Source organism: Bifidobacterium erythrocebi (assembly GCF_012932675.1).
In the GTDB taxonomy this organism is placed as follows: Bacteria; Actinomycetota; Actinomycetes; order Actinomycetales; family Bifidobacteriaceae; genus Bifidobacterium; species Bifidobacterium erythrocebi.
In genome coordinates this window covers 413,454-430,591 of the sequence record NZ_JAAIIF010000008.1, presented here as the reverse complement: position 1 = coordinate 430,591, position 17,138 = coordinate 413,454, and the positions used below count along the sequence as shown (strand labels likewise).

General features: G+C 64.6%; 11 protein-coding genes and 3 pseudogenes. 6 read left to right on the top strand and 8 right to left on the bottom strand.

Annotated features, from left to right (window positions below):
• Positions 1-56: 56 nt before the first annotated feature.
• The 3 genes from G1C98_RS05545 to G1C98_RS05535 form a co-directional block, all read right to left on the bottom strand.
• Entirely contained in the window at positions 57-728 is a 672-nt protein-coding gene (locus tag G1C98_RS05545; RefSeq protein WP_169080183.1) for an O-methyltransferase, read from the bottom strand.
• Positions 729-765: 37 nt separating this feature from the next.
• The gene (locus tag G1C98_RS05540; RefSeq protein WP_169080013.1) at positions 766-1,701 is read right to left on the bottom strand and encodes a succinate dehydrogenase/fumarate reductase iron-sulfur subunit; all 936 of its coding nucleotides are present in this window, start codon (positions 1,699-1,701) and stop codon (positions 766-768) included.
• A gap of 100 nt (positions 1,702-1,801) precedes the next feature.
• On the bottom strand, positions 1,802-3,649 hold the full coding sequence (locus G1C98_RS05535; protein ID WP_169080011.1) for an FAD-binding protein: 1,848 nt from the start codon (positions 3,647-3,649) through the stop codon (positions 1,802-1,804).
• Between the two features lie 131 nt (positions 3,650-3,780).
• Between G1C98_RS05535 and G1C98_RS05530 the strand changes: the two genes are divergently transcribed.
• Positions 3,781-4,128, top strand: coding sequence for an MGMT family protein (locus G1C98_RS05530; protein ID WP_169080009.1), 348 nt, complete (start codon positions 3,781-3,783; stop codon positions 4,126-4,128).
• Between the two features lie 4 nt (positions 4,129-4,132).
• Here G1C98_RS05530 and G1C98_RS05525 read toward each other — a convergent pair whose 3' ends face one another.
• The 4 genes from G1C98_RS05525 to G1C98_RS05510 form a co-directional block, all read right to left on the bottom strand.
• Positions 4,133-5,506 carry a DNA-processing protein DprA gene (locus G1C98_RS05525; RefSeq protein WP_169080181.1) on the bottom strand — a complete coding sequence of 458 codons (1,374 nt, stop codon included), beginning with the start codon at positions 5,504-5,506 and terminating at the stop codon, positions 4,133-4,135.
• Between the two features lie 73 nt (positions 5,507-5,579).
• The gene (locus G1C98_RS05520) at positions 5,580-7,118 is read right to left on the bottom strand and encodes a YifB family Mg chelatase-like AAA ATPase (protein ID WP_169080007.1); all 1,539 of its coding nucleotides are present in this window, start codon (positions 7,116-7,118) and stop codon (positions 5,580-5,582) included.
• Positions 7,118-7,573: a YraN family protein gene (locus G1C98_RS05515; RefSeq protein WP_205831895.1), complete on the bottom strand. Its 456-nt coding sequence runs from the start codon at positions 7,571-7,573 to the stop codon at positions 7,118-7,120. The genes G1C98_RS05520 and G1C98_RS05515 overlap by 1 nt, the downstream gene beginning before the upstream one ends.
• Positions 7,574-7,781: 208 nt before the next feature.
• A complete protein-coding gene (locus G1C98_RS05510; protein WP_169080005.1) occupies positions 7,782-8,672 on the bottom strand; it encodes a pyridoxamine kinase in 891 nt (296 codons plus the stop codon).
• A gap of 356 nt (positions 8,673-9,028) precedes the next feature.
• On the opposite strand from G1C98_RS05510, the gene G1C98_RS05505 reads away from it, so the two are divergent.
• The 4 genes and pseudogenes from G1C98_RS05505 to phoA all read left to right on the top strand — a co-directional run bounded on the left by G1C98_RS05505 (position 9,029) and on the right by phoA (position 16,247).
• Positions 9,029-10,339: an O-acetylhomoserine aminocarboxypropyltransferase/cysteine synthase family protein gene (locus tag G1C98_RS05505; RefSeq protein ID WP_169080003.1), complete on the top strand. Its 1,311-nt coding sequence runs from the start codon at positions 9,029-9,031 to the stop codon at positions 10,337-10,339.
• A gap of 145 nt (positions 10,340-10,484) precedes the next feature.
• Positions 10,485-10,695 (top strand): annotated as a pseudogene (locus tag G1C98_RS09540) (hypothetical protein); the annotation flags it as partial.
• Positions 10,696-10,937: 242 nt separating this feature from the next.
• Positions 10,938-13,487 (top strand): glycoside hydrolase family 31 protein, encoded by a 2,550-nt coding sequence (locus G1C98_RS05495; protein ID WP_169079999.1) that lies wholly within the window; start codon positions 10,938-10,940, stop codon positions 13,485-13,487.
• A 681-nt stretch (positions 13,488-14,168) separates the two neighbouring features.
• Positions 14,169-16,247: an alkaline phosphatase gene (gene phoA / locus G1C98_RS05490; RefSeq protein WP_169079997.1), complete on the top strand. Its 2,079-nt coding sequence runs from the start codon at positions 14,169-14,171 to the stop codon at positions 16,245-16,247.
• Positions 16,248-16,412: 165 nt separating this feature from the next.
• On the opposite strand, the pseudogene G1C98_RS05485 reads toward phoA, so the two are convergent.
• Positions 16,413-16,916: pseudogene (locus G1C98_RS05485) on the bottom strand (LuxR C-terminal-related transcriptional regulator); the annotation flags it as partial.
• On the opposite strand from G1C98_RS05485, the pseudogene G1C98_RS09535 reads away from it, so the two are divergent.
• Positions 16,913-17,029, top strand: a pseudogene (locus tag G1C98_RS09535) (Lrp/AsnC family transcriptional regulator); the annotation flags it as partial. The pseudogenes G1C98_RS05485 and G1C98_RS09535 overlap by 4 nt on opposite strands.
• Positions 17,030-17,138 lie beyond the last annotated feature (109 nt).

Below are 17,138 nucleotides of genomic sequence, written 5' to 3'. Positions count from 1 at the left end.
AACGGATGCGTTCCGTTCGGGGCCCGAAGCATATCCGGCTTACCGGTGCCGGCGCGTCAGCGTTTGACGGCGATCAGCAGACCGGTGCCGGTGGCCGTCAACGCGGTGTCGAAACCCTCATCCGCTTCCACGGTTTCCAGCAGCTCACGCATGGCCGTGGCCTTGGGGGAGCGGTCGGCGGGGTTGATCACACCGCCGTTGGCGTCATCATGCTCCAAAGCGAGCATATCCGTGAACACGATCGTGCCATGGGGGCGAAGCAGCCTGGACGCCTGCTCGAAGCTTGCGGCATAGTTGCTGGCGTCGCCGGCCACGACGATCAGATCGTACACATCGGCGTTCAGGCGAGGCAGGAACGTGCCCGCCGTGGCGTTCACCGCACGCAGCGTGGTGTCGGTCTTGTCCTGAATGCGATCGAACGACTTGCGGATCAGCGCGATGCCCTCCGCGGAGGAATCCACGGCCGTCAGCTGGCCCTCGCCATCCAGGCCGCGCACCAGCTCCAACGTCTCCACCAGCGAGCCGGTGCCCACGGCGATGACCGACTTGGCGTTCGTCAGCCTCACCAGCAACGCGAGCAGTGCGGCCTGCATGGCCGAACCCTGCGGCATGCCGGCCTCCTGGGCCTTGACCCGCAGTTCGGCGAGATCGGCGGACTGACGTGCCGCGGCATGCTCCTCCACATAATCCCACGCCTTCGCCAGATTCTCATAAGTGGTGTGATTCATCATCATCTCCTTCGACTCTTCCAGCCCGTGCGTGCGATTAGCGTTCCCGGACCTTGGCCACGATCTGCCACATCTCCTCGCCGACATCGATGCCACGCGGGCACTGGCGGGAGCATGCGCGCACCGACTGGCATGCGGCCACACCGTCCGCGGTATCGATGGCATCCATGCGTTCGGCGGCCTTGGTATCACGCGAATCGTTGATGAAACGGCTCGACCAGATCAGCGCCGCAGGGCCGATGAACGCGTCGCCGCCGGCGAACACCGGGCACGAGCCCTCGCACACGCCGCAGGCGATGCAGTTGGTCAGGCGCTCGTACTGCGCAAGCTGATCGGGATTCTGGAGGTATTCGAACACATCGACCTTGCCGTCCTTCGTGGTGGCCAGAACGCCGTCGGCCTGCAAGGCGGGCTTGAGTTTCTTCAGCTGGTCGAGCATCGGGTCGATGTCCGCGATGAGGTCGCGCTGGACGGGGAATCCCGGAAGCGCGGCAAGCTCGATGACGCCGAGACTGGAACCGTTCGCATCATCCGTGTCGTTCAGCGACGACGCCTCATCGGAGGCATCCGCACCTTCGGTATGGCGGAACCCTTCGTCGTCCGTCTGCACGGCGGTATTGGCCGGCTTGGCCCAATCCTTCACCGTGGCCGTGCACAGCAGGGTGGGCGTGCCGTTGATGGACACCGCATCCGAACCGCACATGCCATGCCCGCAGGAATAACGGAACGCCAGCGTGGGGTCCACAGTGCGCTTGATGGTCAGCAAGCAGTCGAGGACGGTGTCTTCCGGACGCGCCTCGATCACATAATCCTGCGTCCACTGCTTGCCGCGCGGGCGCCTGCGCGCCGGAGCCTCGGACGATGAGCCGAAAGGCGAGCTTTTCCGGGCGAACGGGCTGCCGCCCCTATCGCGATTGCGTTCCGGGCGCGGAGCGAATCGATTCACTCGCAATGTCACCGTGGTGTTCGTCATGCGCGTGCCTCCTGTTCGTAAAATCCAGCAAGATATTGTGTCATAAGGCATCGCCCTGCCTGGGGCGTGATGGTCGTCGTTCCGATTTTCATGCGGAGCATCAGTATTCGCGCTTCTTCGGAGGCATGTCGACGATGTGCACGGGCTGCCAGGAGACCTCGTGCGCGGCATCCGTCATGGAATGCGCCAGGAAATGCTCGTCGTCGCGTTCCGGGAAATCGGTACGCTTGAGCGAGCCGCGGGATTCATGGCGTGCATCGGAGGCGGTGAGCACCGCCTGGGCGAGCGTGATGAGATGGCGCACCTCCCAGATGGCCGTGACCTCCTGATTGAACGTGGCGGCCTTGTCGTGCGCGGCAAGCGCCTGGGCGCGCGGGGCCAGATCGTTGTCGATGGTTTCGAGAGCCGTGGCAAGGGACTGCGCGTCGCAACGCACCGCGGCGGCACGTTCCATAACCGACCCCAAGTCGGCCATCAGCTGGTAGGGGTTGCTGCCGGGAGCCTCGTCCGGGTTGCCGGCGAGCAGGGTATCAAGCTCGCCCTGGCGTGCGGCGCGTGCGGCCTCCGTGGCCTCCGCCAAAGCGGGATCGACGGCATCGGATTCGCCGGACGCCTGCAATGCTGCGATGCGCGCCGCAAGAGCACGGCCGGAACGCGTGCCGAACAGGCAGGCGTCAAGCAAGGAGTTGCCGCCCAGGCGGTTCGCGCCATGCACGGACACGCAGGAGCATTCGCCCGCCGCATACAGACCTTCCACGATATGGCGCTCGCCGTTCTGCCAACGGTACACTTCGCCGTCGGTGGTGATGGGGATGCCGCCCATGGTGTAGTGGGCGGTGGGCTTGACGGGAACGAAATCATGCGTGGGATCGATGTTCGCGTACTTGCGGATGGTTTCGGTGACCTGGGGGAGGGCCTGTTCCATATGCTCCGGGTCGATGCCGGTCATATCGAGCCACACGCAGTCCTTCGGGCCATTGGGATCCTTCGGGTCGGCGACACCACGGCCGGCGTCGATCTCGGCCATGATGGAACGGCTCACCACGTCTCGGGCGGCCAGGTCGCCGTGGCCCGGCGCGTAGCGTTCCATGAAGGCCTCGCCGTCGGCGTTGCGCAGGACGCCGCCTTCGGCGCGGGACGCCTCGGACAGCAGGATGCCGGTGTGCGCCAGACCGGTGGGATGGAACTGCACGAATTCGCAATCCTCAAGCTGCAGGCCCGCGGCGAGCGCGAGCGCCATGCCGTCGCCGGTGAGGTCCCAGGAGTTGGAGGTGGTGTGGAACAGGCGTCCGGCGCCGCCGGTGGCGAAGAGCACGTTGTGTGCGTTGACGGCGTGGGTTTTGCCGGTGTGGGTGTCGAAGGCGACGACGCCGGCGGCCTGGGTGTGCTCCTCGTTGAGGACCAGGTCGGTGACGTACCATTCCTCGGCGAATTCGATGCCGTTGGTGACGCATTGCTGCCAGAGGGTGTGCAGGATCTGGTGGCCGATGCGGTCGGCTGCGTAGGCGGCGCGGCGGACGGGCTTGCCGCCGAAGTCGCTGGTGTGGCCGCCGAAGCGGCGCTGTGCGATATGGCCGTCTGCGGTGCGGGAGAACGTGACGCCTTGGCGTTCCAGGTTGATGACGGTTTCCGGGGCGTATTCGGCGAGCAGTTTGGCCGCGTCCTGGTCGACGAGCCAGTCGCCGCCCTTGACGGTGTCGTAGTAGTGCCAGTGCCAGTCGTCGTGTTCCACGTTGCCCAGTGCGGCGGCGATGCCGCCTTCGGCGGAGCCGGTGTGCGAGCGCAGGGGCTGGAGTTTGGAGATCACGAGGATTTTCGGTTCCTGGCCGTTGGCTTTCATTTCCTTGATTGCGTCGGATCGGAGCAATCCCAGTGCCGCGGACAGGCCGGCTGCTCCGGCGCCGACGATGACCGCATCATATATATCTTCCAAGTGCTTCGGACTCATACTTGTTATTGTCACACAAGGGGTGACTTGTCTCGTATGCTGGGAGACGAGGAAGGTTTGCTGCTTGTGCAGGTGTCTTAGCGGGTGACTTGGAACGTTGGGTTGCCGACTGCCGTGAGCATAATGGGAGTATGGCTGAAGACGAGTCGTTCAACGAGCATGTGTATGCGGTGGTGCGTGGGATTCCGCGGGGCATGGTCGCCACGTATGGGCAGGTGGCGGCGCTGATCGGGGCGCCGCGTTGCGCGAGGCTGGTGGGGTATGCGTTGCACGGCAATCCGCAACAGGGCGTGATCCCGTGCCATCGTGTGGTGTTCCGTGACGGTTCGTTGGCTCCCGGTTTCGCGTTCGGCGGGCCTGATGCGCAGCGCGAGCTGTTGGAGGCCGAGGGCGTGGTGTTCGTCCCGCCGAAGCCGAACGGCAATGCCGGTGATGGCGGCTGGCGGGTCGATCTTGAGCGTTGCCAGTGGAAGGCGTAGGGGTCTACTGGCGTTTTGCCAGTGTGGCGACGCCGTCGTAGCGGAGCAACCCCAACGTTTCCAGCGCGCCGATGTCGGCCATCACCTGGCCGATGCCGACTGTGCCAGCGCCTGCCGCCGTTTTGCTTGCCGCCGTGTTGATGGCCGCCAGCAGCGCGTCCGGCGTGGCGCGTATGCGCCGGCGGTTGCATGAGCGGATCGCGCGGATCAGATTGCGTTGCGAGTCGGTCAGCTCCGGCCCGCTCGTCTCGCCGGTGCCGGCGGATTGGGAAGGGCCCGATGATGCTGGTTTAGCACGCAGGGACTGCGGTTCGTGCGGCGCATGGCAGAATTCGCCGATGCCGGTCGTGCTGGTGAGGATGATCGACTCGTTGTGCGCGATGAGTCGATTGCACCCGGCGTTATGCGGCACGGTGATGTCTCCCGGCGCGGCCAGCACCACGCGGTTGAGATCGTTGCCCCATCCCGCGGTGTTCAACGCGCCCGACCGCAGGCGCGCCTGAGCCACTACCACGGTGGACGCCAATGCGGCTATGATGCGGTTGCGCAGCAGGAACCGCCTCGCTTCGGGAATGGTGTCCGGGCACATCTCGCTGACCAGCGCGCCGCCGTTCGCCCGGATAGCCTCGAACAGGCGCAGATTCGAGGACGGACCGATATGGTTCAATCCTCCGGCGAACACCGCCACGGTCCTGCCTGCCGCGTCGAGCCCACGCTGGCGCACCGCGTCGAGCGCGCCCCAATGCGCCGCGGCGTCCGCGCCCATCGCCCCGCCGGACACGACCAGATGCCCGTCGGCCGCCGCGCGCATCGCCACCTCGCGGGCCACGCTGCGCCCGTAATCGGTCACGCCGCGCGAGCCGACCACCGCCACCGGCGACTGGCAGCTCGTCAACGCATCCACGCTGCCCACGCCCCACAGACACAGGGGAGCGGCCCAATCCTTATGCGTCGACAGATCCTCCAACTGCGCCGGCCATGCGGCATCCCGAGGGCCGATAAGCCACTGCACGCCGTCCATGGTGAACCAGCCATCCAACCCATGCCAGTCCAACGACGGCAGGCATCGCAGCCGCGCATGCCATCCCGCCACGGAACGGCGGAACACCTGCAACGCCCGATTGCCCGGCTTGCGCCCCCATCGGGAAAGCCCGGTGAGGAACACGCCCTCAAGCTCGCGCATCGCGGCATCATGGTCCGCGGCCTCCGGCCGGGACTCGATGACGAGCCGCAACGCCTCGGCCGCGCCCCGGGCGCCCTTGATCGTCGCATACATCAGCGCATCGGCACCATCAAGACAGAACGTCAGCACGGCACGCGCCAACGTATCCTCCGGCACCTGCCCGCCCATAGACGGCCTCGCCGGCGGTTCGATCATGGTATTCACAACGGCTCCTTACCTCGTACCCTCAGATGACTTGATACGCGCATGCGCCGGGCTCCGCGAACCCTCATAGATGCGTGCGCAGGGCGATGCCCTGCATGACCTCGTCGCGCCCGGGACTGGTCAGCCCCTTGAGATCGGCAAGCGTCCACGCCAGACGCATGGCCCGATCGGCACCGCGCAGACTCAACCGCTGCGACTCCAACGCCTGATTGACGGGCTCGAGCGCGGTGGGGGACAGATGTTCGCGCATCCACGTGCCCGAAGCCTGCGCATTGCACGTCCACCCCATGTCGGAGAAGCGCTCGCGGGCCGTATCGCGCGCGGCGACCACGCGGGCTCGGATCTCGGCACTGCCCGGCCGGGGCTCAAGCACCTCCTCGCCAAGAGCGATGCGGGAGACCGGCGGCACTTCGACCTGGATGTCGATGCGGTCGAGAATCGGACCGGAAAGCCTGGCGAAATACCGTTGCCGTTCGCGCTGCGTGCACGTGCAGCGCTCGCCGGTGCCGTACGACATGCCGCACGGGCAGGGATTCGCGGCCATGACCAGCTGGAACGCGGCCGGATAGTAGGCCGTTCCCTTGGAACGTGACACCGCCACATACCCTGATTCCAACGGTTCACGCAGGGTCTGTAACGACCGTGCGGAGAATTCGGGGGCCTCGTCCATGAACAGCACGCCGCGATGCGCCTTCGTGATCGCGCCGGGCACGGCCACGCCCGAACCGCCTCCCACAAGCGCCGCAGTGGACGACGTGTGGTGCGGCGCCTCGAACGGAGGCACGTCGCTGATGCCGTAGGCGGGCAGCGTGCCGCACAATGAGCGGACCGTGGCCACCTCAAGCTGCTCGGATTCCGACAGCGGGCACATGATGCCCGGCATGCGCGAGGCGAGCATCGTCTTGCCCGAACCGGGAGGACCGGTCATGAGCAGATGATGCCCGCCCGCCGCCGCGACCTCCATCGCCCATTTCGCATACTCCTGCCCGACCACCTCGCTCATATCGCCGATCACCGGGGTGACAAGCCGGCTGGCGCCATCCTCGCCCCCTCTGCTTGTGAGAATCTCATCGGGCAGACGGTAGCTCGCCTCACCGCCCATCATCTCGATGAGCTCGCCCACATGGCGTACGCCTCGCGTATCCAGCCCGTCGATCAGCCCGGCCTCATCCATGTTCGCTTGGGGCACGATTACCCGTTCCACGCCCTGCTCGCGGGCATGAAGCAAAATCGGCAGCAGACCATTCACCGGCAGCACTGTGCCGTCGAGGTTCACTTCGCCGACCACCACCGTGGACAGCAGGCTTTCAGGGGGTATCGTTCCCGCCGCGCTCAGCACCGCCGCGGCGATCGCCAGATCATAGGACGAGCCGCGTTTGGGCATCGACGCGGGGGAGAGATTCACCGTCACACGGGTCTGAGGCCAGGTAAAGCCGCTCGCCTGGCACGCCGACTTCACCCGTTCGCGTGCCTCGGACAGCGAGGTGTCGGGCAGGCCGATGATGGAGAAATAGGGAAGTCCGGGGCTGATGAACGCCTGCATCGTGACGGTGAACGCCTTCAGGCCGATGAGTCCCACGGACAGTGCGCCGCCGATCGCCATCAGAACGCCCCCGGAATACGGTGCACGGCGACCTGACCGTCATGCACGCTCACCGTGACCACGTCGAAGCGCATGCCGTCATGTCTCAGCTTATGGCCGTCCTTCTCCAGCCATTGCAACGCCGCACGGCGCAGATTCATCTGTTTGGCCGTCGTGACGGCCTCCTGCGGGGTGCCGAACCGCGTGCCCCGCCGCGTCTTCACCTCGACGAACACGACGCGGCGTTCAGGACTCAACGCGATGATGTCCAATTCGCCGTATCGGCACCGCCAGTTGCGGACGAGCACAAGCCAGCCCAGCCCCTCCAACCATGCCGCGGCATATGCCTCGCCGAGCTCGCCCACCTGGCGGCTGGAGACCGACGTGCCGGCAAGACGGGATTCGATGGCGTGCATCGCCTCGATGCGGGCGGAATCGGAGGAATAGGTTTGCTCAACAGTGTAGATATCGCTCATGCCACCACTGTGCCGGGGCGGCTTGGGCGCGGGCAATCCATGCGGGCATTGTGGACGGAACCCCACGCGCCGGGCGTGTCGTGGATAGTGTGTGGACAATTCGCCGTTATCCACAATCCGCAGACCCGCGGGTCCATGGCGTTGAGAACGCAAAAGGGCGGCGCGGCCACCATGCATGAGGCCGCGCCGCCCAAGGCGACGTAGGGGTTCAGCGACGCACCAGGTTCGTCAGCTCGCCCAGATTCAGTTCGAAGCTCACGCCGCGCTCGTCATGATGCGGCTGGTACTGCGTGCTTTCCATGGCATGACGCACGAATTCGCCTGCGATGCGGGCGGACTCGGCCAACGGCCTGCCGGCCATCACCGCGCCGCACAGCGCCGAGGCGAACGCATCGCCCGTGCCGTGCGTCATGAACGGCAGCTTGCCGTGCGCCAGCTCCTGCTTGCCGGCCGCGCCGGTGGCGGCGGACGCCACATAGTTGCGGATCATGCCGTCGCCACGGTCGATGCCCTTGAGCACCACATGCTTGGCACCCAATGCCAGCAGCGCGTCGAGCATATCGCCAACCTGCGCGTCGTCGAGATCCTGTCCCGGGTATTCGCGGCCGGTCAGAATGGACGCCTCGGTCAGATTCGGCATGAGTACATCCGCGCCGTCGACCAGCGTGCCCATCGCCTCGCACAGTTCGGGGGTGTACGTGGGGTAGGTCTTGCCGGCGTCGCCCATCACCGGGTCGACCAGGCGGAGCGCCTTCGGATACTCGCGGTACAGGCGCTTGATGATCGCGACCTGTTCGGCCGAACCGAGGAAACCGGAATACACGCCGTCGAGCTCCACGTTCTCCTTGCTCCAGGCGTCCAGATAGCCGTCCAGAATCTCGGTCGTATCGTGGAACGTATACACGGCGTAGCGCGTATGCGCCGAGAACAGCGCCGTCGGCACCGGGCACACGTCGCATCCGGCGGCGGACAGGATCGGGATCGCGGCGGTCAGCGAGCACTTGCCGTAGCCGCACATGTCGTGCACCGCGGCCACGCGGGGAATGTACTTCGGATCGCGGTCGAACAGAACCTCATCGCTTGCAGTCTCATCACTCATAACAGCAACCTTTCTTCTAGGAGTATCTGCCCCTCGGTTTACTGATGCCGCTTGACTACCCGTTTCCTCAGGGCGGACGGATTCGCGCGGCCGTGGTCACGCGGCATCGCGGCCTGGCCGGCGGTTCGGCGTGTCGCGCCTGTTATCCAAGGTTTTTCGCGCACCGCCGGAACCCGTGACGTCAATGATTCCAACGGTTGATAAAGGGGTATAGGCAAGTGCGATAACGCTCGGCTTGCGCCACGCTTGCCGGCCGGCCTATTGTCACTACCAACACCTGGCCAACCGCACTGCACATCAGGACGGACGGCCGGACAAGATAGGCATCGAACCACTTCCCCCAAAGGAGCCACACCATGGCAAACAAGAACTACCGCTTCGAGACACTGCAGCTGCACGTCGGCCAGGAGCAGGCCGACCCGGCCACCGATTCCCGCGCGGTGCCGATCTACCAGACCACCAGCTACGTCTTCCATAACTTCGACCACGCCGAGGCGCGCTTCGGCCTGGCCGACCCGGGCAACATCTACGGCCGCCTGACCAACTCCACCCAGGGTGTGTTCGAGGACCGCATCGCAGCCCTCGAAGGCGGCACCGCGGGTCTGGCCGTCGCTTCCGGCGCGGCCGCCGTGGAATACGCGGTGCGCAACATCACCCAGTCCGGCGACCACATCGTCGCTGCCAAGAACGTGTATGGCGGCACCTTCAACCTGCTGCGCCACACCCTGCCGCGTGACGGCGTGAACACCACCTTCGTCTCCGCCGAGAACCCGCAGGAGTTCGAGGACGCCATCCAGGAGAACACCAAGCTCGTCTACTTCGAGACTTTCGGCAACCCGAACGCCGATCTGCCGGACTTCGAGGCCATCACCGCCATCGCCCACAAGCACCACCTGCCGGTGATCGTGGACAACACCTTCGCCAGCCCGTACCTGTTCCGCCCGCTGGAGCACGGTGCCGACATCGTGGTGGAATCCGCCACCAAGTTCATCGGCGGCCACGGCACCACCCTGGGCGGCGTGATCGTGGAAGGCGGCAAGTTCAACTGGGCCGAGGTGCCGGGCAAGTTCCCGACCCTCACCGAGCCGGATCCCTCCTACCATGGTCTGAACTTCTACGAGGCCCTGGGCGGAACCGCCTTCGTGACCCGCGTGCGCGCCATCCTGCTGCGCGACACCGGCGCCACCCTGTCCCCGTTCGCCGCGTTCCTGCTGCTGCAGGGCACCGAGACCCTGTCCTTGCGCGTCGAGCGCCACGTGCAGAACGCCCTCAAGGTCATCGACTACCTCAAGACCGTGCCGGAGGTCGAATCCATCTCCCACCCGTCCATCGAGGGCCGCAAGGACAACGACCTGTACAAGAAGTACTTCCCGAACGGCGGCGGCTCCATCTTCACCTTCGACATCAAGGGCGGCAAGGACGCGGCGCGCGTGTTCATCGACAACCTGCACCTGTTCAGCCTGCTGGCCAACGTGGCCGACGCCAAGAGCCTCGTGATCCACCCGGCCTCCACCACGCACTCCCAGGAGACCCTGGAGGAGCTTGAGGATCAGGGCATCCACCAGGGCACCATCCGCCTGTCCATCGGCCTGGAGAACATCGACGACATCATCGAGGATCTCGAGGGCGGCTTCAAGGCCCTGCGCGAATCCGGCCTGGCCAAGTAAGCCGGCTCAGGCACGGCGGCGATCAGAGGGGGCCGAACGCCGCCGGTCTATGAAAACTGCACGCTTACTCGCTGGGGCTCGCATCACGGAACACGTGATGCGAGTCCTTTTTCTATGGTCAATTCCTACAGCCAACGGCATAATCGTGTGCGGTGTGATACTGGGCACGTTGTTCGGCTGGCTTGGCGCATATGTGACCTTCGGGTTGTACGCGGATAAGACGATGCTCCCATTCGACTGGGGTACCAACGGCATCCTGCTCTCCGTGGCCGCGATCGCCGCACTGCCGGCCAGCGTGTTCCCCGCTCGTCGCGCGGTGCGCACCCCTTCCGGTGAAAGCGCTTACCGAAGCCTGACGACGCGCCGGACGAGTCGCATGATGGTGCCTGCGATGCCAGCACATGGTGATGCCGGCATCGCAGGCGCCTTGCCATTTCGGCAGGTTGCTGCTTCGATAACCGTTGTGACTATTGCGAATCGGGCATTTGGCAAAACCGCCCGAAACTTGATCGAGGATGATGTGTCGCAGGGTGTACGGTCTGGGTATATATTTGTAGGGAGATTTGGAACGTTCTGAGCACCTGTGGAAGAAACCCATATGACTGACACCGCTTTCACCGACTTCGTGTGCAACGCGCACCCACAGCCTGATTCCGCCAACATCATCCAAGGCGACCGATGGCGTATCTGCCTGCTCACCGATGCGCTCGTGCGTTTCGAATGGTCCGACACCGGCCATTTCGAGGATCATGTCACCCAGACCGTACTCAACCGCGATTTCGGGCGACATGTGGAGCGCACTGTGACGCAGCGCGACGGCCGCATCGTCATCGACACCGAGCACCTGCACATCGATTACGACGGCAAGCCGTTCAGCAAGGAAGGCCTGTGCGTGGTCGTCAAGCACATCTCCAGCACCCAGTTCAACACCTGGCATTACGGCGACAAGCCGAACGGCAATCTCAAAGGCACCGCGCGCACACTCGACGAGGTGAACGGCAGCAGGAAATTCGGCCAGCCGCTTGAGATGGACGACGGAGTGATCTCGCGTGACGGCTGGGCGGTACTCGACGACTCCACATCGAATGTGATCGTGCTCGCCGACGAGGTGAACGGCAAACCGAATCCGTTCGGCTCCTGGGTCTCACCGCGCGACAAGGGGTGCATCGACCTGTATTTCTTCGGCTATGCGCACCGCTACATCGAAGCCGTGCAGGACTTCTACAGGCTCACCGGCCCGCAGCCGCTGCTGCCGCGTTTCGCATTCGGCAATTGGTGGAGCCGCTACTACCGGTACACGCAGTCCGAATACCTGGCGCTTATGGACCGCTTCAAGCGTGAGGGCATTCCGTTCACCACGTCCGTGATCGACATGGACTGGCATCTCGTGGACGGCATCGACCCGAAGTACGGTTCCGGATGGACCGGCTATACGTGGAACAGCGACCTGTTCCCCGACCATGTGGCATTCCTTGACGAGCTGCACCGCAAGGGCCTCAAGACCACGCTCAACGTGCATCCGCGTGACGGCATCCGCGCATTCGAAAGCGCCTACCCGAAGGCCGCCAGGCGCATGGGCGTCGATCCGGCAAACGGTGAGAACCTCGAATTCGACCTGACCGACCCGGACTATATGGACGCCTATTTCGCCATGCACCACGATCTGGAGGCCGAAGGCGTTGACTTCTGGTGGCTCGACTGGCAGCAGGGTGGCGTGACCCGCCAGCCCGGACTCGACCCGCTGTGGATCCTCAACCACATGCACTACCTTGATTCCGGACGCGACGGACGCTGGCCGCTCACCTTCTCGCGCTATGCCGGCCCCGGCTCGCACCGCTACCCGGTCGGCTTCTCCGGCGACACGGTGATCACCTGGGAATCGCTCGCATTCCAGCCTCAGTTCACCGCCACCGCGTCCAACATCGGCTACGGCTGGTGGAGCCATGATATCGGCGGCCACATGTTCGGCTACCGTGACGACGAGCTTGAAGCCCGCTGGTACCAGCTTGGCGCGTTCAGCCCGATCAACCGCCTGCATTCGAGCAACTCGCCGTTCTCCGGCAAGGAGCCGTGGAACTACACGGGAGACGTGCGCGCCTCGATGACCGCCTCGCTGCGTCTGCGCCACGCGATGCTGCCGTACCTGTACACCATGAACTACCGCGCCGCATTCGAAGGTCGGCCGATTGTGGAACCGATGTACTGGCAGTCTCCCGACACATGGGCCGCCTACGAATACCCCGACGAGTTCCGTTTCGGCACCGAACTCATCGTGGCGCCAATCGTCAGTGCCGCCGACCGTAAGGTTGCGCGGGGACGTGCGGACCTGTGGCTGCCGCAAGGCGAATGGTTCGACTTCTTCGATGGCCGACGGTATACGGTCCATGGTGCCGAGGGACGTGCCGTCACCGCCTGGCGTACGCTTGAGCGCACACCCGTATTCGCCAAGGCCGGCGCAATCGTGCCGATGCAGCGGCTGGGAGACGGGGATGCCGTCAACTCCATCGCCAATCCGACCGCGATGAACGTGCTGCTCTTCCCGGGGGCATGCGGCGAATTCGTGATGCGTGAGGATGACGGCGTGTACGCGCATGCCTCGGCCGGGCGCACGGCCGATACGGAACTCGGTTGGCAGTGGCGGGGGAGCGATGCGGATGCCGTGTTCACCGTCGCCCCGGTGCGCGGCGACGGTGCCGATGCGGCTCCCCGGTCGCGCGATTGGACGCTCACCGTGCGCGGCGTTGCACGTCCCGAGATTGAACAGCTGGACTCCGCCGTTCGGGTGGACGTCGGCGAGACCGTAGTGGCGCTGGATGCGCGCGACATCAGCTATGACGAAGCCACGATGAGCCTTACCCTCACCGTGCATGGCGTGCCGACCGACAGGCAGCTGCGTGTGACGTTCGTAGGCGGCCTGCCGATCGCTGCCAATCCGGTGGAACGCGACTGCTACGACATTCTGCTGCACGCGCAGATCCAGTTCTTCGCCAAGGAGAAGGCACTGAACGCGATCCGCGAGGAGGGCGTGCGCGCCATCGGATCGTTCGCGGCGCTGAACAAGGGGCCGCGGTTCAACGGCGACTTCCTCACCGTGGATCTGCCCGAATCGGTGGTGTCCGCTCTGGAAGAGGTGCTGCTGAGAAGCTGAAAGTGATGAGGTCGCGTACGTCCGCTGCACGTTGGTGCTGCGGCGTGTGCTGCGAGCGGTGATATACGGATGATGCCCGGTTTCGGACATGCCCGGCTGGTGCCTGGCGTGGCGATTCACGGGCATCGTCCGTATACGGCCACGCTGGTTGCCCGCAAGTGCGGTCATATACGGAATCCATCCGGATCATGCAACGGCAACAAGCGCCGGGCACGGTCGCACGTGGGTATCATCCGGATTCCGCAACGGTGACAGGTCCCGGATATGGTCATCTGCGGGTACTGTCCGGGTCTTGCCACGCTGGCGGATGCCAAGCGAGCGCATATGGGGATGCCGTCCTGATTCCGCTACGCTGGTGTGCATTGGGATACGGCCATTTACGGGTATCGTCCGGATTCCGCCACGATGACGGGTGATTGGCGGGGCTGATTTCGGGCGATGCCCGTATTCCGCTGTACTGGAGGAGAAAAAAGGAAAGACCCATGCAGGCTGGTATTGGCCGAGCGGATCACGCATCTGGCTGCACGCCGTCTACGAGCGTTCACCCAAAAGACACCGAGGTTCACGTGGATTTCTCCTACGGGCCCACTGCCGTACTTTCGCGCGGCATAGCGTGTGCATTGGCATCGCAAGATCCAACACACAACGCGGGAAGGTCCCGTGCGGAAGAAAGAAGAACACATGAACAAGCACAAGGCGCTCAAGGGCGCTGTTGCAGCATTCGCATCCGTCGCAGCACTCGGCGCGATGGCGGCACCGGCATACGCCGCGGACGGCACGTACAGCCCCAACGGCAAGACCGTCTCCGAACTCGCCAAGCATGGCGGCGCACAGCGCATCGCCTCGATCGGCAACGAAAAGGCCAAGAACGTCATCCTCTTCCTCGGAGACGGCATGGGCGACTCGGAGATCACCGTCGCACGCGACTACCTCAAGGGCGTCAACGGGCATTTCGAAGGCCTCGACGCGGTCGGCCAGCCCGGCGCGCTCGGCGACGCCAAGGCCGGAACCGGCCAGTACACCACCTTCTCTCTGGGCAACGGCAGCAAGGACAGCGCTGTCGGCAAGGACGGGGACGGCAAGCTCGTCGCCAACCCGAACCCGGGCAGGATCACCCCGGTCACCGACTCGTCCGCCTCCGGCTCTTCCTGGGCCACCGGCACCAAGACCTACAACAACGCCGTGGACGTTGACGTGTACGGCAACCCTCAGCTCAACCTCTTCGAACTGGCCAAGGCCTCAGGCAAGGCCACCGGCAACGTGACCACCGCCGAAATCCAGGACGCCACCCCGGCCGTGCTCGAATCGCACTCCACCGAACGCTCCTGCTACGGCCCGCAAGGCAAGACCGACGGCAGCTCCAACGACGCGTTGAAGCGCTGCCTGGCCAACCAGCTCAAGGAGAACGGCGGCATCGGCTCCATCTCCGAGCAACTGCTCGACACCCGCGCCGACGTGACCATCGGCGGCGGATCCAAGTACTTCCGCCAGACCGTGCAGGGCGGCGAATACAAGGGCAAGACCGTGTGGGAGCAGGCCCGCGAGATGGGCTTCCAGACCGTCGAGAACGATCCGGCCGCCATGAACGCCCTGCAATACAAGGACAACCAGCCGGTGCTCGCCCTGATGAGCGACGGCAACATGCCCACCAAGTTCAACCCGTCCAAGGCCACCGCCAAGGATCCGGCCAAGGACGCCAACCCGACCGTGTGCACCCCGAACGCCGACTGGCTCGGCAACCAGGGCTCCTCGCTCAAGGACATGACCAAGAAGGCGCTTGACCTGCTGAACGCCAACCCGAACGGTCAGAAGAACGGCTACTTCCTGCAGGTCGAAGGCGCGTCCATCGACAAGCAGGACCATGCCGGCAACGCCTGCGGCCAGATCGGCGAGACCGATGACTTCGACCAGGCCATCGCCTACGCGCTGAAGAACGTCGACCTGAACAACACGCTCGTGATCGTCACCGCCGACCACGCCCACACCTCCCAGATCCTCAACGCCCAGCCGACCTACGCGCTGTCCACCGTGCTCAAGACCGCCGACGGCGAGAACATGGTCGTCTCCTACGGCACCGCGCAGGACGACTCCCGCGACGAGGACGGCGGCTACAACGGCGGCTCCATGGAACACACCGGCACCCAGCTGCGCATCGCCGCATCCGGACCCGGTGCCCAGCGTGTCACCGGACTGACCGACCAGACCGACAACTTCTACACCATCGCCGGTGCGCTCGGCCTCGCTACCTCCACTGAAGCCCAAAGTGCACTCTCCGCCGACGCCGAAGTCAAGGTCAACGCGAACGACGGCGCCTACACTGCCGAAGCCACCGGCTTCAACGGCGACGCGGTGCTCTCCTACGAACTCAAGGACAAGGCCACCGGCAAGACCCTGGCCGCATCCGACTCCAGCACCCCGGTCTCCGGCGTACGCGTGAAGACCGCGCAGACCACCGGCATCGCCCTTGACGGTATCACCGAAGGCGGCGAATACACGCTCACCGTGGCCGGCCGCCAGTCCGGCAAGACCGTCAGCTTCGACTTCCAGGCACCCGCACAGGGCTCCTCCGCCAACACCAAGGGCAACGGCGGCTCGAAGGCCAACGGCACCATCGCCTCCGGCAAGGCCGCCCAGAGCACTGACCGCAACGCGCTCGGCACGACCGGCACCGCGGTGCTCGCCATCGCACTGGCCGCCGCGCTCATGGCCGCCGTCGCGATGCTGATCCGGACCGCCAAGGCCACCAGGAACGAGCACTGACCGCAGCACCGAACCCTAAGCCCTGCCGATAGATAAACGCGATCGCCGCCCGACCCGTTCACCAGGGAACGGATCGGGCGGCGATCGCGTATTCGTATGGGCATCCAGGCACTCGCGCCTCGGCTCGACATGGTCTGCCCGCGAGCAGGGGAGAGACCGGGCGGCCTAGACCAGATGATTCTCGTAGGCGAACACCACGGCCTGCACGCGGTCACGGGCGTTGATCTTCTGCAGAATATGCGCCACATGCGTCTTCACCGTCGGCAGACCGATGAACAGCTTGTCCGCGATCTCCTGATTCGACAGACCCTGCGCGATTTCGATCAGCACCTCGCGCTCGCGGTCGGTAAGCTCATCGAGTTTCGGATCGGTGTATGCGGGCTGGGCCGGGGCGGCCGTCAGACCGGCACCCGTGGTCATCCTCTCGATCAGGCGTTTGGTGGCGGATGGCGCGATGATCGCATTGCCTTGGTATACCGTGCGGATCGAGCTCAGCAGCGTCTCCGGTTCGGTATCCTTCAACAGGAACCCCGAAGCTCCGGCATTGATCGCCGCCATCACATATTCATCCAAATCGAACGTCGTCAAAACAATCACCTTGGTACGGGCGACTTCTGATTTCGTGCCATCGGCAGCGAACCGATGCTGCAACGCGCTGATCTGCCGAGTCTATTCGACCATTGCCAGGCGCGGAACAGACCTGGTGGGCCTCCACCGTCAGTGTGGAAAAAGAGTCGTATTGGCTTGAGCCTCCCCGTGACGGTGTGCTTCTCGACGATTGATGGATCAATGGTATTATGCGCCTCGTCTTTGCTCATTCTCAAGGATGAGATGATAATTCAGACCAACGCATGATATCTGAATCAGCTGTTTTTCCGTAGTTTTGGAGGT